This window comes from Pseudomonas sp. HMSC057H01 (assembly GCF_001836405.1).
In the GTDB taxonomy this organism is placed as follows: Bacteria; Pseudomonadota; Gammaproteobacteria; order Pseudomonadales; family Pseudomonadaceae; genus Pseudomonas; species Pseudomonas aeruginosa.
This window is the reverse complement of sequence record NZ_KV828437.1, coordinates 13,276-36,118: the sequence shown is the minus strand read 5'-3', so window position 1 is coordinate 36,118 and position 22,843 is coordinate 13,276. Positions and strand designations below refer to the sequence as shown.

14 protein-coding genes, 1 tRNA gene and 1 pseudogene are annotated in these 22,843 nt (G+C 62.5%); 7 read left to right on the top strand and 9 right to left on the bottom strand.

Features of this window, described 5'->3' with window-relative positions; all coding sequences use genetic code 11:
- Positions 1–46: 46 nt before the first annotated feature.
- The 7 genes and pseudogenes from HMPREF2581_RS10540 to HMPREF2581_RS31885 all read left to right on the top strand — a co-directional run.
- Positions 47–259 (top strand): cysteine-rich CWC family protein, encoded by a 213-nt coding sequence (locus HMPREF2581_RS10540; RefSeq protein ID WP_003085460.1) that lies wholly within the window; start codon positions 47–49, stop codon positions 257–259.
- Positions 259–951, top strand: coding sequence for a pseudouridine synthase (locus tag HMPREF2581_RS10535; protein ID WP_003140963.1), 693 nt, complete (start codon positions 259–261; stop codon positions 949–951). Before HMPREF2581_RS10540 ends, HMPREF2581_RS10535 begins: the two co-directional genes overlap by 1 nt.
- A 135-nt stretch (positions 952–1,086) precedes the next feature.
- Positions 1,087–2,130 (top strand): L,D-transpeptidase, encoded by a 1,044-nt coding sequence (locus tag HMPREF2581_RS10530; protein WP_003134392.1) that lies wholly within the window; start codon positions 1,087–1,089, stop codon positions 2,128–2,130.
- Positions 2,131–2,209: 79 nt separating this feature from the next.
- A complete protein-coding gene (locus HMPREF2581_RS10525; RefSeq protein ID WP_003140965.1) occupies positions 2,210–2,947 on the top strand; it encodes a murein L,D-transpeptidase catalytic domain family protein in 738 nt (245 codons plus the stop codon).
- Between the two features lie 451 nt (positions 2,948–3,398).
- Positions 3,399–4,301 carry a (R)-3-hydroxydecanoyl-ACP:CoA transacylase gene (gene phaG / locus HMPREF2581_RS10520; RefSeq protein WP_003085447.1) on the top strand — a complete coding sequence of 301 codons (903 nt, stop codon included), beginning with the start codon at positions 3,399–3,401 and terminating at the stop codon, positions 4,299–4,301.
- Positions 4,302–4,431: 130 nt separating this feature from the next.
- Positions 4,432–4,505: transfer RNA gene (locus tag HMPREF2581_RS10515), tRNA-Gly, on the top strand.
- Positions 4,506–4,692: 187 nt separating this feature from the next.
- Positions 4,693–5,045: pseudogene (locus HMPREF2581_RS31885) on the top strand (tyrosine-type recombinase/integrase); the annotation flags it as partial.
- 80 nt (positions 5,046–5,125) lie between these two features.
- Here HMPREF2581_RS31885 and HMPREF2581_RS10505 read toward each other — a convergent pair.
- From HMPREF2581_RS10505 to HMPREF2581_RS33735, 9 genes are all read right to left on the bottom strand, one after another.
- A complete protein-coding gene (locus tag HMPREF2581_RS10505) occupies positions 5,126–5,596 on the bottom strand; it encodes a JAB domain-containing protein (RefSeq protein ID WP_016254106.1) in 471 nt (156 codons plus the stop codon).
- A 300-nt stretch (positions 5,597–5,896) separates the two neighbouring features.
- Positions 5,897–6,805: a helix-turn-helix domain-containing protein gene (locus HMPREF2581_RS10500; protein ID WP_003141088.1), complete on the bottom strand. Its 909-nt coding sequence runs from the start codon at positions 6,803–6,805 to the stop codon at positions 5,897–5,899.
- A gap of 118 nt (positions 6,806–6,923) precedes the next feature.
- Positions 6,924–7,682, bottom strand: a complete 759-nt coding sequence (gene cysE / locus HMPREF2581_RS10495) for a serine O-acetyltransferase (protein WP_324186530.1) — start codon at positions 7,680–7,682, stop codon at positions 6,924–6,926.
- A gap of 20 nt (positions 7,683–7,702) precedes the next feature.
- Positions 7,703–9,607 carry a saccharopine dehydrogenase family protein gene (locus HMPREF2581_RS10490; protein ID WP_003141090.1) on the bottom strand — a complete coding sequence of 635 codons (1,905 nt, stop codon included), beginning with the start codon at positions 9,605–9,607 and terminating at the stop codon, positions 7,703–7,705.
- Positions 9,604–10,758 carry a saccharopine dehydrogenase NADP-binding domain-containing protein gene (locus HMPREF2581_RS10485; RefSeq protein ID WP_003141091.1) on the bottom strand — a complete coding sequence of 385 codons (1,155 nt, stop codon included), beginning with the start codon at positions 10,756–10,758 and terminating at the stop codon, positions 9,604–9,606. The genes HMPREF2581_RS10490 and HMPREF2581_RS10485 overlap by 4 nt, the downstream gene beginning before the upstream one ends.
- Before the next feature lie 222 nt (positions 10,759–10,980).
- Complete coding sequence (locus tag HMPREF2581_RS10480) at positions 10,981–11,808, bottom strand: thioesterase II family protein (RefSeq protein ID WP_016254104.1); 828 nt, start codon at positions 11,806–11,808, stop codon at positions 10,981–10,983.
- Complete coding sequence (locus tag HMPREF2581_RS10475; protein WP_016254103.1) at positions 11,793–16,388, bottom strand: non-ribosomal peptide synthetase; 4,596 nt, start codon at positions 16,386–16,388, stop codon at positions 11,793–11,795. Before HMPREF2581_RS10475 ends, HMPREF2581_RS10480 begins: the two co-directional genes overlap by 16 nt.
- A complete protein-coding gene (locus tag HMPREF2581_RS10470) occupies positions 16,385–19,843 on the bottom strand; it encodes a non-ribosomal peptide synthetase (protein WP_016254102.1) in 3,459 nt (1,152 codons plus the stop codon). The genes HMPREF2581_RS10475 and HMPREF2581_RS10470 overlap by 4 nt, the downstream gene beginning before the upstream one ends.
- The gene (locus tag HMPREF2581_RS33735) at positions 19,840–22,824 is read right to left on the bottom strand and encodes a salicylate synthase (protein ID WP_003141095.1); all 2,985 of its coding nucleotides are present in this window, start codon (positions 22,822–22,824) and stop codon (positions 19,840–19,842) included. Before HMPREF2581_RS33735 ends, HMPREF2581_RS10470 begins: the two co-directional genes overlap by 4 nt.
- Between the last annotated feature and the right edge of the window lie 19 nt (positions 22,825–22,843).

Sequence of the window (22,843 nt, the reverse complement as noted above, 5' to 3'; positions counted from 1 at the left end):
GCGCCGGGCGCTGCACCCTGGACACCCGCCAGCCATCCACCGCGCCATGAACAGCGAAATCGACCCCGGCCGCTGCCCGCTGTGCCAGCAATCCAACCGCTGCACCCTGGCCGATCCCGCTAGCGCCGCCCAGGCTTGCTGGTGCTTCACCACGGAAATCGATGCGGCCGCGCTGGAGCGGATTCCCGCCGAGCTGCGCCGCCGTGCCTGCCTCTGCCCGCGCTGCGCGCAACTATTGCCGCCCGACGCCGACGACTGATGCGCCTGGACCGCTTCCTCGCCAACCTGCCCGAACTCAGCCGCCGCGACGCGCAGATGCTGATCGCCGGTGGACGCCTGCGCGTGGACGGCCAGGTGGTGCGCGACGGCACCCACGAAGTGCGTGTCTTCAGCCGGGTGGAACTGGACGAGCAGCTGCTCCAGGCTGGCAAGCCGGCGCGCTACTACATGCTGCATAAACCGATGGGCTGCGTCAGCGCCACCCGCGACCCGCAACACCCGACCGTCCTCGACCTGCTCCCGGAAGACCAGCGCGACGACCTGCACATTGGCGGTCGTCTCGACTACAACACCACCGGCCTGATGCTGCTGACCAACGACGGCCAGTGGTCGCGCCGCCTGACCCTGCCGGGCAGCCGGCGCGACAAGGTCTACTACGTGGAAACCGAGGCGCCCATCGACCAACGCTACGTGGATGCCTTCGCCGCCGGCCTCCACTTCCGCTTCGAAGACCTGATCACCCTCCCCGCGCAGCTCGAACCGATCGGCCCACGCTGCGCCCGCCTGACCCTGCACGAAGGCCGCTATCACCAGGTCAAGCGCATGTTCGGCCACTTCGACAACAAGGTGCTGCGCCTGCACCGCGAGCGCATGGGCGATATTTGTCTCGACCCGCAGTTGCCGCCGGGTGCCTGGCGCCCCCTGAATGCTGAAGAAATCTGTTCGGTGTGAAACCCCGCCGCCCGCCGCCTGTCCACCGAAAGAGGCCGGACCGCAGGGGTTTGGCCGGCCGTCGCGAGCGACGCTAAGCTGAATGGCGTCTGTCGGAGCGACAGCCTTTCCCGCATGGAGCAAGAGAAAGCGCCGATGAAAAGATCCCTTGCCGTACTGCTGCTGGCCTTCGCCGTCGGCAGCCTCCACGCGGCGCCCGCCAGCCCAGCGAACGCGCCTTTGCCGCCGGCCGACATCAAGGCGCGGCTGAAGAGCATGAAGCCCGGCGAGTACCTCTGGTACCCGGAGGTTTCCCCGCAGGGACCGGTGACCATCGTGGTCAGCCTTACCGAACAGAAGGCCTACATCTACCGCAACGGTATCGCCATCGGGGTCAGCACCCTCAGCTCCGGCAAGAAGGGCCGGGAGACCCCGACCGGAGTGTTCTCGATCCTGCAAAAGAGCGTCGACCACAAGTCCGACCTCTACAACAGCGCGCCCATGCCCTACATGCAGCGCCTTACCTGGGACGGCATCGCCCTGCACGCCGGCAACCTGCCCGGCTATCCCGCCTCCCACGGCTGCATCCGCCTGCCCATGGCGTTCGCCAAGAAGCTCTACGGCATCACCGGATTCAGCTCCACCACGGTAATCATTTCCAACGCCAGCAGCGCGCCGAAGGAAGTCGACCACCCCGGCCTGCTGGCGCCGACGGTAGCGGACGGGCGACCGGTGACGCTGCCGGTTGAGCCCGGAGAGATCGCCTGGAACGACCCCGGCGCGGAGCGCGGTCCATTGTCGGTGCTGATCAGCCGCGCCGACCAGCGCGCCTATGTCTACCGCGGCGGCCAGCGCATAGGCACCGCACCGGTGCAGTTGCCGGCACGCCCGCAAACCGGCATGGCGGTGTTCTCGCTGCTGGAAAAGCCGACCCTGGACGAAATCGGCGAGACCTCGCCGAACCTGCGCTGGTCGGTGGTCCAGGTGAGCAACCCGGGACAGGGCCTGACACCCTCCGAGCAACTGGGCAAGATCCGCATGGACCCGACCTTCGTCCGCGAAATGCTGAGCGCCATGGACGTCGGCAGTACCCTGGTGATCACCGACTGGGCCTCGACCCGGGACACCCACAGCGACTCCGATTTCACGGTGATCGCCACGGAAACACCGAACAATCCGACGAAATCGCTTAAAAAGTAGTCGGCAAGTTGTTCAAAAATCGAGCACAATGCCTCTCATCCGGTAAAAACCACACTGAACCGATGGGAATACTGCTCGTATGCCAATCTTCCTCCGTGCCGCCCTGCGCAGGCTGAGCCTGGCGGGCGCCACCCTTTGCGCACTGGCCAGCGGGCCGGTGTTCGCCATGCCACTTCCCTCCGCCAAGGACCTTCAGAAACTCGCTCCCCAGGCCAGCCTGCCGACCCTCGAACTGGCCCTCACCGCCTATGCCTGCGCGAGTGCGAGCCAGGGTGGCGACAACGGCCTGCTGACGGTGATCGACTACTCGCGGCCGTCGCGCGACAAGCGCCTCTGGGTATTCGACCTGAAGGCCCGCAAGCTGCTCTTCGAAGAGTGGGTGACCCACGGCAAGAACAGCGGCGATGACCTTGCCACCTCCTTCTCCAACCGGCCGAACAGCTACCAGTCGTCGATCGGGCTGTTCCAGACCGGCCAGCTCTATACCGGCAAGCACGGCCAGTCGCTGCGCCTGGTTGGCCTGGAGCCGGGTTTCAACGACAAGAGCGAAGAACGCGCCATCGTCATGCACTCCGCCGCCTACGCCGATCCCAGGGTGGTTCCCGGGCTCGGCCGCCTGGGCCGCAGCCAGGGCTGCCCTGCGGTACGCCCGGCCGTGGCCGCCCGGCTGATCAACACCCTCAAGCGCGGCAGCTACGTGTTCGCCTACTACCCACAGCCGAAGTGGCTGGAAACCTCGCGCTTCCTCGCTCCGCAGAGCTGCGCCGTGGCACGTGCGGCACGCACACCGGAAGTCATCGCCAGCCTGCTCAAGTGAACCGCCGGGGCGGCGGCCGCGCCGCCCCTCTCCTTCCCGGCCCCCCGAAATCGCGGCATCGGCGCTTGCCCGGCGGCATTTCGTCGGATTCCTTCCCTTCTTCCCCCATCCACAAGCGAAACAGGGCTTGCAGCCCGGCACGCCGGCTGCTTAACTGACGCTCACGTTGTGACCGATCGGTCACAAACGACTTCCAAGAAAGCCCGCGTGACTGCCCGCGCTTCGGCGCCGGCCTTTCCTGCCCGGCCAATAGCCGCATCGCCAAGACCCGAAAGGGTTTCGGACGAACTCTATTTGCCTGTAAGTCGTTGAAAATTAAAAGTTTATTAAATCCATCCGAATGACATTCAACTGTCATTGGGAGGCGCTTTCATCTGCCCATGAGCATTTTGTATTCGCCGCGACAAGCAGGTCGCCGCGTTCCCATCGAACGATTCCAGGAGGAAGCGACATGAGGCCGGAAACAGCCATCATCGAGATCCACGGGCAATACAGGATTCACACCGAGTTCTACGGCAACCCCTCGGCGCAGCAGACCATCATCCTGGTCAACGGCTCGCTGTCGACCACAGCGTCCTTCGCCCAGACCGTGAAGTACCTGCAGCCGCATTACAACGTGGTGCTCTACGACCAGCCGTATGCCGGCCAGTCCAAACCCCATAACGAAAACCGCACGCCGATCAGCAAGGAATGCGAGGCCAGGATCCTGCTGGAACTGATCGAACGCTTCCGCGCCGACGTGGTGATGTCGTTCTCGTGGGGCGGCGTCGCCACCCTGCTGGCCCTGGCGCAGCGTCCCGGACGGATCCGCAGGGCGGTGGTCAACTCATTCTCGCCTCAGCTCAACCCGGCCATGCTCGACTACCTGCATCGCGGCCTCGACTACCTCGCCGCCTGCGATCGCACCCAGGTCGGCAACCTGGTCAACGAAACCATCGGCCGCTACCTGCCGCAGTTGTTCAAGCGCTACAACTTCCGCCACGTCAGCAGCCTGGACGAGCACGAATACCACCAGATGCACTTCCATATCCGCGAAGTGCTGCGCCTGAACGCCGATAGCTATACCGAGAGCTTCGCCGGTATCGAGATCCCGGTGCTGTTCATGAACGGCGAGCTGGACATCTACACCACGCCCCACGAAGCCCGCCAGTTCGGCCAACTGATCCGCGGCGCGGAATTTCACACCATCCGCAATGCCGGCCACTTCATCGACGTCGAGCACAAGGCCGCCTGGCAACAGACCCAGGACGCCCTGCTGGCCTTCCTCCGCCCGCAGCGCACGCAGCCGCTCAACCCGATCTACCGCCCCCAGCCCAACGGCGCCAGCGTCCCCCTCGCCGCCCTCGCCAGCTAACCGCCACCGCCACGGGGAGCCCCGCTCCCCTGGCGGAAAAACCCAGCGAAATCAACAAAAACCCCGCCCCGGGCTTCACCTGCCGCCGCGCATCTGGTAAAAAGGCGCCCTGGCCGCAAAAGCCGTCCGAGCGGGCGTCGTATAATGGCATTACCTGAGCTTCCCAAGCTCATGACGAGGGTTCGATTCCCTTCGCCCGCTCCACTCCATCAATCCAAGGATTTCCAAGAACGTCCACTGATCGTTTCAAGCCGTTGAAAAGAAACAATTTTTTCTTCTGACTCGATCCAATGATGTCCACAGAAATCCACTCCAAGCCACGACTTTTTAGTCCATTATTTAGTCCATCTTTAGGACGGCGCGGAGTTCGGATTGTTGCTGGGGGGGTGCGGACCAAGGCTTGTGGATCATTCCGGCAAACATGGTCAAGCAGCTCAAGACCGATATGCGCCGCAAGCACCAACTACCAAAGAACATCCCGCCATACATCTTGCCCCTGTCGGTGCAAGCCATCGAGATCGTTCGATACCTGTTGGAAGAGTTCAAGCCGGCACAACGCTATCTGCTGCACGGTGACGTGGACATCAAGTCCCGCATCAGTGCCCCCTCAACAGTGCGCTGAAACGCATGGGGTATCGGGACCTGCTGACCGGCCACGGTATGCGAGCCACGATGTCCACCGCGCTCAACGAAATCAGCTACCCGAAGATCTGGGTCGATGCGCAACTGTCCCACGTGGGCCCCGCGCACCGGCTGGCGTTTTGTCCTGTTCAGGTGCTCGCCGGCCAGTTTCCCAGCGGTCAGGTTCCGGCATTCCGGCCGGCTCACAGTAGCTGGGCGTCGAAAAAGGAAAAGGGCTCACCGCGTCCGATGACGAAATGATCCAGCAGCTCGATGTCGACAAGGTTCAATGCCGCCTTCAACTGCCGAGTGGCAGCAATATCGGCTTGGCTCGGGGTGGCCAAGCCTGATGGATGGTTGTGCGCGACGACGACGCCGACCGCATTGTGCCGAAGCGCGCGCTTGACCACCACGCGCGCATACATTGGCGCCGCATTGACTGTGCCGCGGAACAGCGCGCGCCATTGGGCGTCGAGAAACACGGCGGCAAACACCTCCTCGCTTTTCCCCACCAGCCTCAGTCGAAGGTATTGGCGCAGGCCGCGCGGGCTCAGTAATTCCTGGCCGCGCCGGAACATACGGCGCTCCAGCACGGCTATTGCACGCTGGACCAACTGGTCTTCATCACGGCGAGTCGCTGCCTTGGTCGAGGCTCGCATCCTGGGTGCCGTCATGGAAATCCTCCTTGAACTCGGAAGGATCACCCATGCAGGCGCGAACGGTGTGGGGCGGCGGGACACTTTTGTCTCGCATCGGATTGGGGATGCTGCAACTCCTCGCGACGTTCGCCGCCGGCCAAACTCCCAAGACATTCCGCCGTCACGCGCCTTCGCGACTATGGCATTAGGTAGGTACCCAGCATATCTGCCGTGACGTCAGGTAGCAGTGCCTCAAACAGTTCATCGGGCTGGGCGTCAAGGGAGCGTTCTAGCACGGTCATCGAACGAGTCGAACGTTGTTCTATCGGTCAGCTGTTAGACGGGATGATAGCCCCGAACAGCTACTGTGACGCTCTGGCGCGCCTTGCTCGGCAAGTTACCAAACTGCTTGGCGAAGGCGGCGCTGAAGTGGCTGACGTTGGAGTAGCCAAGCATCATTGCCGTCTCGGTCACGTTGTAGCTCTGCAGCAGCTGCTGAGCGCTGCTCATCCGCTGCTCTTGAAACAAGGCGTAGATGGTGCTGCCGAAGTGGTCTTTGAAGCACTTCTTTAGCTTGCATTGGTTCATGCCGACGGCTTTCGCGAGTTCGGCAATGGTTGGAGGGGTGCTGAGATCCTGCAGCAGCAGTGCCCGGGCGTTTTCCAGCTGCCGACATTCGCGCACGGAGAGTCGCCTGCAGTCTTCGCAGTTGCGGAACGCGGCGAGATGCCAATGCAGGAAGTCGAGGGTTGCAGCGTGAAGCAGGAGGCGCTGACACGGAGCCGTGGCCAGTAGGCTGGCAACGCTTTTGGCAGAACGAATCGATTTTCGGCAGAGTCCCGCATACCGGACGAAGAATCCAGGATTGCCTTCGGGGCCGAGCATGGGGCGCACTTCTTCCCCCGCCAACTCACATAGCACGTCTGGCGTGACCATCACCGTCAGGTTCTCAAACCGGTCGCAATGCTGGATTTGGAACCGTTCGCCAGCCGAAAAACCAAGCGAGACGTCTCCTTGGGAAAAATCCAAAGGATGGCTGCCGACCCGTCCGGTGAACTTTCCGGCCAGTTGGCAGTTGAGGTGAATGAACTCGCAGTCACCGTCGAACGTCTTGGTGGTGGAGACAGCGCCAAGGCTGGTTGCAACCGTATGGCAGACGATCAAGCCGGGCTGCAGTGTGACCATGCCATGGTCGGCATCGGCGGGAGAGGAATACGCTGTCGATTCGTGTGCTGCACCTTCCATGATTTGAGGCTCGCCATGTTTATTTCGCTTTTTGTTGCGAATAAGAATCAGTATCAAACATGACTGAAGGTTTTAGCAGACTTCGAATAAGTTAACAACTGTATTCCATACAGCGCTATCAAAGTCCATTCGTGCAAAGAATGCGAGCAGGTACGCCAACGACCGTGGAGTAAGGCGGAACCGGCTCAAGCACGACGCTTCCAGCGCCGACGGTGGAGGCAAAGCCGATTTCAATGTTGCCCAGTATCGTCGCGCCTGCTGCAATGAAGGCTCGGTCCCGTATCTTCGGATGGCGGTCCCCATACTCCTTGCCGGTTCCACCCAGAGTAACTTTCTGGAGAATCGAGACGTCGTTACCGATGCTGGCAGTCTCGCCGATGACGATTCCTGTTGCGTGATCTATGAAGACGCGCCGCCCCACCGGAACGGCAGGATGGATATCCACACCGAAGACTTCAGAAACCCGGCTCTGCAACAGACGCGCGAGTGTCCTTCTGCGGGCGTTCCATAGCTGGTGGGCAACCCGGTGGCACTGCAGTGCGTGGAAGCCCTTGTAGCAGAGAAAGGGCACCAACAGGTTCTCCGCTGCCGGATCCCGAAGGAGGGTCGCGGCCAAGTCGTCTTTCGCCGCCTCCTCGGCCTCCGGTCCATGAGCATCGGCAAAGCACTCCAGCCATATGTCCATGGACACCGTTTGGATGGACAGCTTAGCGCTCAGCAGGGAGGACAGCGCCTGCCAGAATGAGCTGCGGCAGAGAATGGATCTATCGATGAGCGGCCCCAATACAGAGTCTTCCTGCGGCGCGCGCCTGGCCTCCGCCTGAAGCTGTTGCCAGACGCACCTGACTGACGCTGTCGGGGTGCAAGCCGCGGCCAGCGCCTCTGCGGGACTGTTCCTCATACAGATACCCTTTGCTGCTGTTCGGCAGGCTGCCGGTCGGACGATAACGGGGTTTTCAGCATGATTCTGGCGGTTCCTGATGGTCCTGCCTGCCAGTCCAGCTCCAATCCGCTGTTGCTCGCCATGTAGGCGAGTGCTTCATGCTCCATCTGCCGCACAAGCGCCGCAAGTTCCGGGCAATCGAGTCGGGCGAACATAGCGGCGTATGCGCAGTGGGTGATTTCGCAAACCAGACGGTTCCCTTCGGTCTGGGTCTCATAGCGAAGCACTCCCAATTCCTGGCAGCCCTCCATGAATGCCAGCCAGTAGTCACGCACACCCTCGGCGGGCCGATCCAGCGCCGCGAAGATGGTCGGATCCGGCCACAGCCATCGCATTTCCATCCGTCCCGTTTCCAGGAACATCTGACCGTACAGCTGCAATGCCAGTGTTTGTCCAAGCATGTCTCGCACCCGGGAGTAGCCGGACGTGAACATGCTGATGTCACGCGTGATATCTGGCCACCATCCGGCGCACGGGCCGACGGCTTCTGACCTGAACGACTTCAACGCCTTAAAGTGCTGCCGCCACCGACGCATGGTGAACAGGACGAATCCGAGAAATGACAGTCCCTTTCGTCTACTCCGCAAAGTCTTCCAGACCTTGGATTGCAGCAGAAAGCGCTTTTGCAGCGGGACCATCTTGGGGTGCTTGGGGCTGGCCGTGTACCAGTTGCAGCGGAAGTGGCGAAGCGCTCGCACGTCGCTGCTGCTGATGCTGGCGACCCAGCCAAAGTCCAGCCCCTGCTCGGTCAGGCCGGGGATGTCCGCAGGCTTGCTGGTGACACCTCGGCGTGCCAGATGCCGGCGCAGGCAAGCTCGCAAGTCTTCACCCAGATGGTCGACGGCATAGACGCCTTGGCATGCCGCAAGATCACCCGCCAGCCAGGCATCGGCGACGGCGCAGGCCATCGCGGCGGTCAAGTCGTAGGACGACAGCACACCATGTACCAGCAGTCCGCGCTGCGGAGCGTCGTCCGGATACACCCACAGCACGGTATCGGGATCTGCATCCTTCTTGCGCTTCATCTTCTGGCCGCTTTTGTAGAATTTCCTGGCGAACCACTCAACGGTCTGCGGCGACAGTTGGATGCGGGCCAGCATCCGTGCGAACCCCTGTTTTAGATATTGGATGTGATAGCGCGCATCCAGATTCGATACGACGCCGGCTAGGGCGCTGCGGGACGAGGCGAGGCTGACGGCCTCCAGCGGCGAAAACGGAATGGTTTCGACGGGGACTTGCTGCCCCGGGAATGAGAAGCGCTCGAGGCCATCCCTCCAAGGGGTGGGAACGCTTTGATGAGCGCCGGCAACGAGGGTGGCGATTTGCGGGCGGAAACTGGAGAGAATGGCGTAGGGACTTGTTTCCCCGCCACCGTACGCAGCCCCCATGCATGCGCGAATCCGGTAGGTCCCGGTATGGGAGGCATGCTGGTCGGCCAGTTCTGCGATCAACATGCTGGACAGCCCCGGGGTAAACCCCATGCCGGTGAAAACCGCCCGCTTGCTCTGCGCCGCGACAGCCTGCAGAGCCAGGACTTGCTCTGCGACAACCAGGCTATCATTGATGTCGATGCAATCGACCCCTGCCTCGATGCATAGCTGATGCGGTGTACTTCCATGCACATGCATAGGTCCCAGGGCGATGATTGCCAGGTCGTAGTGCGACAGCACCTCCAGGGCTTGTACTCGGTCATTGGTATCGATCCGGACAATCGGCGTGGTCCCGTCCGAGGCGGGAGCCGCTCGCCGCGAGCCGATGGTGACCTGCAGGTCTGGATAGCGCAGTGACAGATTGCCGACGATGCGTCTTCCTGTTTCGCCATGGCCGCCCAGCACAATAATTTTCTTCACCGAGTTCATACCGTCGCTCCCTCCAGCCTGTTGCCGGAGTCCTGTGCCCCGTGAAAAATCCGCAAAAGTCCCTGGGCCTCCAGGGAATGCATGAAGCGTTCGGATTGGACGGCCTCGTGCAACATGAATATGCCGGGGCCTGGCCCCTCTTCATCGAGGAGTTGATGCGCAGCGATGCCGATCACTGTTCCGGTCGCCCGATAGGTGTCGTCCAGGGTTAACGTGGCGCTCGCCGTGCGCCCGCCGCGGTAGTGCAGGTCGACATGGATTCCGTAGGCGGGCTCAAGCTTTTGCATGTCGCGGGCAGACGCGCGGGCCAGCCAGCGAGCGCCCCGCGCCACCGCCCGTGGCGTTTGATAAAAGCGCAAAACCTTCGCCAGCATGCACACCAGGGTCGCGCGAGGGCCAATGTTGGCTCCGTAGACGCGCGCAGTATCTATTTCCCATTGGCAGGCCAGCCGGGCGATCTCTTCTGAATAGATGAGCATGGTCGAGGCGCTGCCAATCGGGTCGGGGAAGTTGACCTTGCGCGCGGCCTTACGCATGGGAACCCGAACGACATTCTGTCCGTTCAAATAGCAGAAGCCCCGGTCATGGCCAAAGCCACCGAGGCTGTTGATGATGTCCCAGGCCGAGTTGTAGGTCCATGCGTCGCGCCCGACGTAGTAGACGTCGAGCGCCTCGACAAGTTGAGTGTCGCGCCGGGTGTCCAGAAGCCACTTCGGGAACAGCCCGGACAAGCCAGGAAGCAATCCCACGTTGATGACAAGCGGAACCGACGTCGGCGCTGAGGCCTGAGCCTGTTGCAAGCTGTGCAACAGCGGATCGTACCCGCCCGCCTCCACGAGCGGAACGCCCGCCCGCTTGCAGGCCATGGCCACGCGTTCGCCGATCAATCCCGACGGTCCTGCGCACGAGATGACCAGGTCTGACCGTGCACATGCCGCGACCAACGCTTCGCCATCGAACACATCAAGTTGTTGGTTCGTTAAGCGATCCAGCGAACCGGGCCCGGCCCATACGGGCAGCGGCCGGGCCATTCGACTCGACAGGGCAACCTTCGCATCGGTCGCGTTCAGAAGATAGCGGGCAGCTTCTTGCCCGACGCGTCCATAGCCACCCAAGATCAAGATCCGGGCTCCGCTGCTCTGAGTATCCATCTTTGCATTCCTGTACGTTGTTGCTGCGGCCGACGCGGTCCGAGAAAGCGTGGGTCTATCGGCACCCCACGGGATTGGCGGAACGCCCTACATGGCGCCTGAGGCTTATTGCTCTGCGCGTCGCGGCGTGCGCTAGACATGATTGGCATGGTCCGGCGACGGCACTACCCGAACAGGGAGCGGCATGCCCGATTCGGGAATAAACTCCGCTGTGCGGCTCCTTCAGGGCAGTTCTTGCCACGGTGTCTTTCCCAGGCTGTGCTCGGTCAGGCGTCGGCATAGCTGTTCGGTCAATGCCGGAAACTGCTGACTCAGGTAGAAGTGCCCACCCGGGAAACTGCATAGCTCGAAGCCCTGGCTAGCGATCCGCTGCCAAGCTTGCGCGTCGTCCAGGCTCAGCTCGCTGTCTTCCCGTCCCACCAGTGCCGCCACGGGCACCCGCACCTGGCTGTACGAGGGCTTTCTGCCACCGTAGGTTTCTATCAGCCGGTAGTCGCTGCGCAGCGCCGGAAGGACCAGGCCCGTCAGTTCCGGTGAATGCAGCAGGTGCTCCAATCGATTGTTGAGTCGGACAATTTCGGCCACCAATGCACCGTCGGTGGCACAGTGCAGCGCACTGGGCTTCACCGCTCCGGGCCCCTCGCTCGCCGAGAGCGCAAGCAGGTTGGGCAGCGCAGCATTCCGTTGCTGCAAGGCCAGTACAAGCTCATAGGCGACCGCCGCTCCCATGCTGTGGCCAAACAGTACATAGGGCCGTTGCAGCAACTGCGGAACAGCGGCGAGTGCCTGGGCCAGACTGCTCACCATGGTGTCCATGTCATCGATGCAGGGCTCACCTATGCGCTCTTCGCGCCCTGGGTACTGGATCGCCACCAACTCCACTTCGGGCAGGAGCACTCGACTCCAGGGATAGAAGAAGCTGGCCGATCCGCCAGCGTGGGGCAGGCAGATTAAGCGCCAGGCCGGATCAGCCCTGGAGGCCGGAATTCGGAACCAGGACCGATATGTCGGAAAATCGCCGTGGGCTTCTGCGCTCAACGGGGCGTGCATGACATGTCTCCTTCGTCGTCCTGGCCCACGCCTGCAAGCTGCGATAGCAAAGGTTTGAAGTAGGCACGGTCGACCTGGTTCGGCTGCATGCCGTGTTTTTCCAGCACGGCAACCAGGTTGTCGATACGGTACTGATGATGGCCACCTTGGCCGATGCCGTGCTTGAAGTAGCGGTTGATGAAGCCTCGCCCGAAACTGTCCGAAAGCCGCTCGTCCCAAGTCTCGAAGTCCAGGGGCGAAAAACGGCAGCCCAGCTCGTTGAACCAGGCGTAGATCCTGCCGCCAGGGAGGCTGTGCTGGGACACCAGATGGAAGTTCTGCCCCTGGTCGCGGATTTCACGCTGAGCGATCATCCCGATGTACCGGGCGACGACATTGACCGGAGTGATGCTTATCAGGATCGAGGAGTCCGGATAGCCCTGTACGCTCAGGCAGGTCCGGAAGAACTTGACGAAGGCATCGTCGTTGATAAAAGGCTGGGGCTGTTCGCTGTCCCAGGTGATGGCCCCGGAGCGGAAGATGTTCACCTTCACGCCCAGTTCCCGCGCCCGATGGAATAGCTGTTCGGCCATGTACTTGGTGTGTTCGTAGGTGAGCTCGGGCTTGTGCCAGGGGGCATCCGGCCCTGTAGCCTCGGGAATAGGGGGCTCGTCCTCACCGTACGGAAGCCGGTAGTGGACACCGATGGTGGACATGTAGTGGATGGGTTTTCGCTTGCCGGTGGTTGCCAGTTCGATGACGTTGGCCGAGCCCTGAACGTTGATCGGGTACAGACCGGAAAGGGGCGCGATGAGGCTGATCAGCGCAGCGATATGCAGAACCTTGTCCATGTCCTGTGCCAGCGCAGCATAGGCGGCCTCGTCCAGTCCGAAACGTTCGGCAGACAGATCGCCGGGGATGATGCGCACGCGGTCACGGTCCAAATCGAAGCCCAGCCCCTTTTCCTCGCTCATCTGACGAAGACGCTGGTAGCCGCTGTCTTCGTCGCGGCATCGCAGCAGGCAGTGAATCCGACAATTTGTGGATTGCACGAGGGCACGTAGCACGTAGATGCCCAGGTAACCAGTAGCGCCGGTCAGGAAGATGTTGCGGACTTGCTCCGCTGCCGGCTCGGGCGCGGCCGTGTGCAGGTTACGCATCGCTCGGGTGAGCAGCGCTTCGAGGTCGATGCCCTGGCGGAAATTCTCCTCTTCGTCTTCGGCACGCTTCAGTGCCTCAACCATGTCATGGAACACGGAGTGGTTGAAGATAAGGTCGATATTGACACGCAGTCCTTCGCTGGAAAGCCGATTGAGCAGTCCTACCGCCGTCAGGCTGGTGCCGCCAATCATGAAGAAGTCGTCGTCGCGCGCGATGTCTTCTGCCAGCGTCAGTTCGCGCCAGATCGCGGCCAGCTTCTGCTCCAGCGGGTCCTCTCGGAGCGGTTGCCGGTCGCGGCCGCCCGCCAACGCGCCCTGGAAGCGTTCGGCGAGCGCCTTGCGGTCGACCTTGCCGTTGCGGCTCAAGGGAATCTGAGGCAACACCTCGATGGCCGACGGCAACATGTAGCGAGGCAGACGCGTGGCCAGGTCCTTACGCCATTGCTCGATGAGCGTGGCTGGATCATCGCAGGGTTCGCACACCTGCACTGCGGCCACCAGGTCCAGCGGCTCCCGGCGTACCAGCGCGACAGCGCGGCCGACACCGGGCAGTGAGGCAAAGGCCGCTTCCACATCACCCAATTCGATGCGATGGCCGCGGATCTTCACCTGATTGTCTTCGCGCCCCAGGATCTCGATGATGCCGTCGTCGCGGAAGCGGCAGACATCGCCGGTTCGGTACAGGCGCTCGCCGGTCTGCGGGTGAATGATGAAGCGCTCGCGGGTGCGCTCGGGATCATTGACGAATCCGAGAGCGACCCCGGGGCCGCCCACATACATTTCCCCCGGGGTCCAGTTGGGGCAGTGCTCAAGCTGGTGATTCAGGACATAAAGCCGGTGGTTGCTCAATGGCGAGCCGTAGGGGATCGACACTGCGTCCTGGGGCACATCACCAATGTCGTGATAGATGCAGGTCACCGAAATCTCGGTCGGGCCACCGAGGCTTTTGGGTGCCATGCCGGGCAGGCGCTGACGTACCTGGTCCGGCAGTGCCACCGGGATCCAGTCGCCAGAAAGAAAACCTATCCGCAGGCTGGAGAGCATCCGTCCCTGGGGTAGGTGGGTTAAGAGCATTTGCATGTGCGCGGGTACGGAGTTCCAGACCGTAGCCCGATGCAACTCGATGGCCGATACCCATTGCTCGGGGTCATTGCGCCACTGCCCCTGCGGCAGGACCAACGCCGCTCCGGTGGTGAAGGCGCAGAAAATGTCCAGCACCGAGAGGTCGAAGGTGTAGTTCACCAGACCGAAGAATCTGTCGTTCTCGTCAAGACCGAACTGGCGATTGAAACCTTGGATGGTGTTCAGGACACCCCGATGAGTAAGCATGACGCCCTTCGGCCGCCCCGTGGTGCCCGAGGTATAGAGCACATAGGCCAACTGCGTTGCGGTGTCTCGGTGCGCTGCCGCGGCGATGGCCTCTTGCAGGGCCGAGGCCAGTTCCTCGGGCGGCAAGGCGTCCATGGCGCCAACGAGCATCGGCTGGATGCCGTCGGGCCACTGAGCGTCGATATGTTCGCAATCGGTCAGCAGCAGTTTCGCACCGACGTCCGCCAGCATGGTGTCTCTTCGCTCGACGGGTTGGCCTACGTCTATGGGGACGTAGGCACCCTCCGCCAGCAGGACGCCCAGGACGGCAGCGATCTGCGCGGGCCCTTTGTCGAGAAACAAGGCGACGGGTTGGCCCGGCCCGCAGCCGGCGGCACGCAGGTCACGGGCGATGGCCACGGCCCATGCAGCAAGCTGACCGTAGTTCCATTCGCTTGCGCCGCACAGCAAAGCAGGGCGCTCGGGAAAATCCAGTGCGCGGCGGCAGAAGCCACCATGCAGGTAGCCCAAGGGCAAGGGGGCATTGCGCTCTGTGTTGATGCGTTCGCGCTGCAGTCGCGTGGATTCGGGTAGCGTGACCAGGTGCCCGAGTGTCCAGGCGTCCGGGCCTTGAGAAAGCGAGGTAATGGCCTGGGTGAAGGCAGCGAAAGCCTGTTCGATGAGGCCCGGGGGAAAGATGCCGTTGCGCACGTCCCAGTCGACATGCAATGTACCGTTGCGTTCGGTTACCTGGCAGTCGAGCCAGACCTGGGGCGTCTGGGTGATGCCGTAGAGCAGTTGGGCATCGTGCATGAAGTCATTCCGGGGCAGTGCTTGACCGGCGATGCCCACGGTGCTGGTGAACACCACGGGGATGAGCTGATTGCTGCCATGCAGACGCGACAGTTGTCGAAGCACCTCGATGCCCGTGAAGCCGGAATGCTCCATGTCCTGCCAAAGGCGCGTTTGCAACGCCCGGGCACGCTGCGGGAAGGTCGTGCCACCATCGAGGCGAACCTCGAGGACGTTGACGGCGATGAAGTCGCCGACGATATGCTGGATCTGCTCATGGACCGGCGGGCGATTGAACAGTGTCAGGTTGATGCAGAAGTCGGGCTGGCGAGACCAGAGCCGGAGGACCTCAGTAAAGACGGCTAGCACGGCCGCGGTCGGCGTCAGTTGCTGGGCCGTTGCGATCTCGCTGAACCGTTGCCAGGAGCCCGCGGGAAGATCGAAGCCATGACGCTCGAAGCTAGGGGTGTTCTGGAGGGGACGTGCAGCATGAGGCAGGAGTGGTAGCTCGGGGGCCCCGGGCAAGTCCGGCAGCCGCGCCATCCAGTAATCCCGGTCCTTTTGCTGTCGAGCTTCGGTATCCGGGTGCTGACGACGCCGGCGCTCGGACATCACCACGTCGCGGAAAGTCAGCGTTAGTGGTGCCGGAGCAGTCTCGGGACGATGGTAGAGCTGACCCAACTCAGCCAGCAGCAACTGGATGCTGGCGAAGTCGGCGATCAGCAGGTCCGTTGAGTAGTGCAGAACCGAACTGTCGTCGTGCAGCGTAAGGCGAATCTCATAGAGCGGCCAACGTTCGGAGTCGTATCGACGAAATGCCATCTCGTCTCGGCTGGCGAGCGTGGCACGCTCAAACTCCTCGGCGCTTGCCCCTCGCAGATCATCGCAGCGCAGCGGCGGCAGCACGACACTTCTGAGGACGCGTTGTTGGCCGTCGGTGCCGATTTCCGCTCGCAACATGTCATGCCGCATGATCAGGGCATGCCATGCACGCTCCAGGCGTTGCGGATCCAAGGCAGGCATCTGCAGTTCGAGGTAGTTGTGGCAGCCCACGCCGCCGAGCTCGTAGTTGTCGCGGCGCCCGACGATGTACGCCAGTTGCAGGTCCGTGAGTGGAAACGGCTCAAACCGATTGGCGGGGTCAGCTTGGATGCTGGTATCCGTGGCGATCAGGTGGGCCAGAATCTCTCCCTTTCGCGCCTGGAGCATTTGCCGCCGCTCCGTGCTGAGCGCGCCTGCGGGCGCTTTGAAGCGCAGTTGCCCGTCCTCGACCCAAAGGAGAATGCCGGAGGCAGACAGCTTGGCGACCAGTTCAGGGACAGGGTGGGTGTATTCATTCATAGGATGCCTTCCTCAATGGAGTCTTCGGCTCCGGTCATGCTCAGGGCCTGCCACTGTCCTCGTATGTGATGGGCGAGCGCGGCGATGGTGGGGCTGGAAAACAGGACAAACAGCGGCACGGGTGCTGGTGAGATCCGCCGCGAGTGGAGCAACTGCACGATCTGCGTAGCTCGCAGGCTATCGCCGCCGATCAGGAAGAAGTCGTCCGTTCTGGAAAGGGGGGTGCACTGCAGCACCTCCCTCCAGATATCGGCCACCTCGCACTCCAGACCTGGTTGTGGCGGGTCGTAGGCCGCTCGTGTCGAGGCTTGGGTAGCCAGCAGCGCCACGAGGGCCTGTCGATCGACCTTGCCATTGCCGCTCAGGGGCAAGGTATCGATGGCCTGCAAGTGAGTCGGCACCATGTAGTCGGGCAGCAGTTGCCGCAGGGCGGCCAGCAACTCGTCGGTACGAGGCTGTGTCGTGGGGTCGGTGGGCACGAAAGCGGCGGCCAGAGCCACCGGCTTGCCGATGGTCACCGCCACCGCACGGGCCACGCCGGGCAGGGCGGACAGCGCCGCCTCGATCTCGCCCAGTTCGATGCGGTGGCCTCGCACCTTGACCTGGTGGTCGCGCCGACCGAGGAACTCCAGGTTGCCGTCAGGCCAGTAACGCCCCAGGTCGCCGGTGCGGTACCAGCGCTCGCCGTTGTAGTCGACGAAGCGCTCGGCGGTCTGCGCCGGGTCTCCCCGGTAGCCGAGCGCGACACCCGCACCGCCGATCCACAGCTCGCCGGTCACCCAGTCCGGACAGTCCCGGCCCTGGGCGTCGACCACCCGGTAGCGTTGGTTGGCCAGTGGTCTGCCGTAGGGGATGGACCGCCAGTGGGCCGGCAGCGGCAAGGTCACGTCGAAGGCGTTCGACCAGATGGCCGCCTCGGTGGCGCCGCCCATGGCGACCAGCTTCGTGCTGCCGGAGGTCTTGGCGAACAGCCGCCCGGGCAGGTCCAGACCTATCCAGTCGCCGGACAGGAACACCTGCTCGAACGGCAGCGGACGAGGGTCCTCGGCGGCCATCACCAGCAGCATGTCCAGCAGCACCGGCACGGAGTTCCACAGGGTGACCCGGTGCTGGTGGATGAGCTCCAGCCAAGCGGCGGCGTCACGGCGATGGTCCTCGTCGAGCAGCACCACCGCGCCACCGACGCCGAGCACGCCAAAGAGGTCGTACACCGACAGGTCGAAATCCAGTGAGGACACGGCCAGCACGCGGCTGTCGGGGCCCACGCCATAGCGGGCGTTGAGGACATCGATGGTGTTGGCAGCTGCCGCGTGGGTTACCTCCACGCCCTTGGGCTCGCCAGTCGAGCCGGAGGTAAAGATGATGTAGGCGCTGCTGTCCGCACGGACGGGCTGGTACTCTGACGGAGGATCGATATGCCAAGCGCTGGCCACGTCCAGCCTGGTGGTACCTTCACGAGTTGCCATGACGACACCGCTGGAGTCCGTCAGGACCCAACGGATGCCAGCTGTCTCATGGATCCTGGCCTGCCGGGCCGCAGGCTGGCTCATTCCCACGGGCACGTAGCAGGCACCTGCGGCTAGAACACCGAATACCGCTGTCACTTGGTCCAAGCCCCGTGGCAGGCTGATGGCGACTGGCTCACCAGGTTCGATACCGTGCCGATGCAAGAGCGCGGCCACTTGCAGTGCGCGCCGCGCCAGCTCGCCATAGGAAAGGACGCCACCATCAAGAACGACAGCAACGCGGTCCGGCATAGTGGCGGCCACATTGAACATACGCTGGTGCAGCGAGGCATCGGTCACAATGCCGTTGTCCACGACAGCGGCCGTGCGGATGTCCTGCTCGTGGCTGCGCCGCACCCATGGCATAAGCTGTTGCCAATGAGTCGCATCCTGAGCCAGCCATTCCAACAAGTTGCAGTAGGCGGAGAACATGTCGTCGACCACCCCTTCGGGGAACAGCTCCTCCACTGCGTCCCACGCCAATAAGAGCCCCTCCTCGTCCTCATAGACCTGGTGATCCAGCCAGACCTGCGGTGTCTGGGACACCATGTAGCGAAGGCGGCCAAGCGTGGTCTTGCACTCCGGCGTCAGCAACGGGGTCCCGAGATTGCAGGCAAACACCACCGGAGCCATGACTCCTTCGGCGAAGCCATGCTTAACCATGTCGCGTTGTACGTTGACTGCCGAATAGGAAGAGTGGGCGACGTCACGGTGAAATTGCCGCTGGAGTTCGTGCGTGCGGTCAGAAAACGACGCTGCATGGCGGCAGTCGCAGCGCAGTAGCAGCAGGTTGGTGAAGTCAGCCACGACATGCTCGACTCCTGGGTGGTCAGTCCTGCGGTCGAACAGCGGAAGATTCAACGAAAACTCGGGCTCTTGGCTCCACCTGCCCAAGACCTCCGCATAGGCAGAGAGCAGCATCATCGCTGGCGTAACGCCATTCCTCGCTGCCAGTCTTCTCAAGGTCTGCCAAGTCTCGCTGGGGAGTTGATGCCGCCGGCGCACGAAACGTGGCCGTACAACATTCTCCGGCGTCTTGACCAGGGGCAACTGAGGGCCAGGAGGCAGTTTGGCCAGGCTGTCCTGCCAGTACTTCTGCGCAATATCTACCTGCTCGGCGCCCCGCCGAGCCTCGCTGTTCAGATATTGGGAAAATCTCCAGTCGGGATCAGCGCGAAGCGCTTGCCCCTGATAAGCCGCTGCCAGATCGCGAAGCAGTATGTGCAGGCTCTGGACATCCGCCACGAGCAAATCGATGTCGAAGTGGATGCAGGTGCCGCCACCGGGAAGCAGTGAGAGCTCCAGGCCCGCAACTTCTCCGATTGCCACATCCAAGCGACGATGTGAGAGGCGATCCCGAACAGCCAGCAACCTGGCTTCAGCTTCATTTGCAGCGAGATGCCTGAAATCATGCGTGCGCAACGGAGGTGCGGCCAGATCCTCGCAGACACACTGCGTACCATCCGTGCCAAACCGGGTTCGGAGCATGGCGTGCTGTCGGAAAAGCTGCTGCCATCCACCCTCCAGCCTGGACGGGTCGATACCACGACCTTCGAGCTCCAGATAAGCATGGCATCCCACGCCTCCGAGAGGCTGGCCATCCTGACGGCCCACCCAATACGCATACTGCACGTCAGTCAGCCCAAAGGCTTCTGCACCGTCGATTGGCGTTGATGCCTCCAGGCTATCGGGCTGCCACGCTGCCGTCTCTGTCGGGGCATTGGGCCGGACCGTCTCCAGCAGTTGGAGCCAATGCTTGAGATAGGGCCGCTCGATAAGTTGGGCAAACGTCAGCGCAATGCCCTCCCGCCGCCAGTCGTTGACGAGACGCATGATGTGCAGCGAATCCAGGCCGAGCTCGATGAGGTTGTCCTCCTCGCGGCCGGCGAATGGCTCAGGCAGCAGGGCCTGGATCTTGGCGATGAAGTCAGAGGCATGAAAAGTGTTCATCGGACACCCTCCAGTGGTTCGCCGATGGCGGCCGGTTTGAGCACCACGTACTTGAGGATGCAAGCGAGCTTCTCGTTGGTCTCCTCGAGTTCGCGTGCAGGTCTGGATTGGCCGACGATGCCGGCTCCAGCCTGGAGCCAGCTTTCGCCTTCACGCTGGTAGATGGAGCGCAGCACGAGTGCCGCATCCAAAGCCCCCTGACTGTCCACCACCAGCATGCAGCCGCTGTACCAGCCCCTGGCCGTGCGCTCGAAGCGGCCGATGGCTTCGATGCCAGCCTGTTTCGGGATACCGGATGCGGTGACCGCGGGAAACAGCGCTTCGAAGGCATCCCAGGCGGTACGGCCTTCATGCAGGCGGCCATTCACGCGAGAGGCGAGATGCTGCACGGAGCCCCGCCGCAGCACATGCATGAACTCGCTGACGCTTGCGTCCCGGCATACCTTTGCCACTTCGTCTTGGGCTAGCTTGACCGAAACGGCGTGCTCGGCCACCTCCTTGGCATCGTTGAGGAGATCCATGCGCAGCCGCTCCTCTTCTTCATGGGACTCGCCCAGGGCGCGGGTTCCGGCCAGAGGCTGCGTGCTGACCCAACCATCGGAGGTCACCTCGACTACCGTTTCCGGGCTGAAGCCAGCCATTCGTGATCCGCCGAGTTGGACCAGGAATGACCGGGCAGGAGTATTGCGCGCCCTGCCTGCGCGGTAGGTTTGAAGGATGTCGACCCCGGCCGGGAGGGGAATTCGGCGTGACAGAATCACCTTCTGGTACTTGCGCGCATTGATTTCGTCCACCGCCTGCTGGACGTTAGCTCTATAGATATCTTCTTCATGTTGACGCAAGGCGAGCAGCGTCTCGTCGTCTTCTGGAGCAATGGGAGTGCTTTCGCTCTGCTGTTGCACCCGTTCGATCACAGCTCTCAGCGTGGGCAACATGGCAGGATCTATCGCGCGAAGGCGCGCCTTCCCATCGCGGATGCGGACTTCGAGGGCAGGCACGAACAGTTCCATGAGCGGTGAATCGTGCGCCGGCGCGGTCAGGCCATGGAATATCTGCGAAAGCTCAAAACGTGCAACGCCATAGGCACGCCAGTCCGCAACCGCGATCTCGTCCGTGGCCTCGGCGATGGAGTCGACCAGGCGCAGATTGCGGAAGGTCTTACATTTCTCGCCCTGGGTCAGTTCGGCTTGCTCGGCACCAACGCGCAGCGTGGCAACTCTGCCCAGTCCGATGGACCACTCATCCGGTTGTTCGTACAGGGCGTAATCCCCTGCGATTCCGGAGTCAGCAAGCGCAGTGAGTATGTCTATCGGCGGCCAGTGCACCGGCATTTCACTCTCGACATAGGAAAGTGGAGTTGCGGCAGGACGGATGTCGGGCATGGTCGAGTCGTCCCGGGCGAGCATCATGAGCCGCTGCTTGTCGATTTTTCCGATGGTGGTCAGTGGCCAGCGGTCAACTCTGAGTAGTTGGTCCGGCAGTTTGTACTGTGGCAGGCCCGCAGTGCGCAGGAACACATGGAGATCTGCCAGGGAGGGATTCCCCTCGCCGGCGAGGAGTACTGCGCATGTCCTCTCGCCCAGTCTTTCGTCGGGTACCGCGACTACGGCGCAGCTCTCGACATCGGGATGCAGTTCGACGGCGCCTTCCAATTCAGCAGAGGCGATCTTCTCGCCGGCTCGATTGATCTGCTCCTTGATCCGCCCATGAACCACCAGATTGCCTTCGGGAGTGAGCTGCACCAGATCACCCGATTGGTAGAATCCGTCAGTCGTGAAGCTGCGGGCGTTGTGCTCGGGCACTCGGTAATAGCCTCTAATGGTGTACGGGCCTCGAACTTGAAGCTCGCCGACTTGCCCCGCGGATACAGGCTGGCCATCCGGTCCCACGATCCGCAGTTCGTCATCAGGGCACAGCGGCCGCCCTTGGGTGTTCAGCGCCACCTCCAATGGGTCGTCCAGGCGCGTGTAGCACAGCAGTCCCTCAGCCATGCCAAAGACCTGTTGAAGCTGGCAGCCCAGGCTGGGCGTGATTTGCCGGGCGAGATCCGGATCAAGCCGCGCGCCACCCACCTGAAGGAGCTTCAAACTCGAAAGGTCGCTGGTATCCCATTTGCGCGCTTCCAGCCAGAGCTTGACTAGCGGCGGAACCAGCGCCGTGTGTGTCACTCGTTCCTTCACGATCAATGGGAAGGTCTCATCGGCGCTGGGCGCCTTGGCCATCACCACGCACCCGCCGACGCTGAGCGTGCCGATAAGACCTGGGCAGGCCAGCGGAAAGTTGTGGGCCACTGGCAAGGCGGCGAGGTAGACGGACTCCCGGGAAAAGCCACACAGGCGGGCTGACTCGACGGCGTTGTAGAGATAGTCGGTGTGCCTGCGCGGAATCAGTTTCGGCGTACCGGTGGTACCCCCAGAGAGCAACAGCAGGGCGGTATCCGTGTGCGCAGGAGGCGCGAAGCTGCGGGGAGCATCTTCTACCTGGCTCAGACTCAGCCAGGGGCCCGGATCGCCCTCTACGAGAATGTTCTTGATGGAAGGCACGCTGGCCCGGGCACGCTCGGCTAGCGCAAGATAATCGAATCCTAGGAAAGACCTCGGAATGATGTACGCGCTGGGCTCGGCCAGGCGGCACAACTCCAGTACTTCCTTCTCGCGATGGGCCGGCATGGCCAGGATGGGGAGCGCCCCGAGCCGAAAAAGTGAGAATAGGCAGACCACGAACGCTTCGCCGTTGGGCAGCTGCATCAGCACCCGGTCGCCTCTGGCAATGCCGATGCGGTCAAATCCGGCGGCAAGGCGATCCACTTTGAGATCAAGTTCGCTGTAGGTGAGCCGGGAAGCACCATCAATCAGGGCCGGCGCCTGTGCATACGAATCGGCGGCGATTCTGAGCCATTCAGGCAATGTCTGGCGCTTCCAATAGCCTAGGCTCTCATAGCGCTGTTCCAGTGCAGCAATATCACAACGATTAGTAACCATCATCACTCCTTGGATAGCG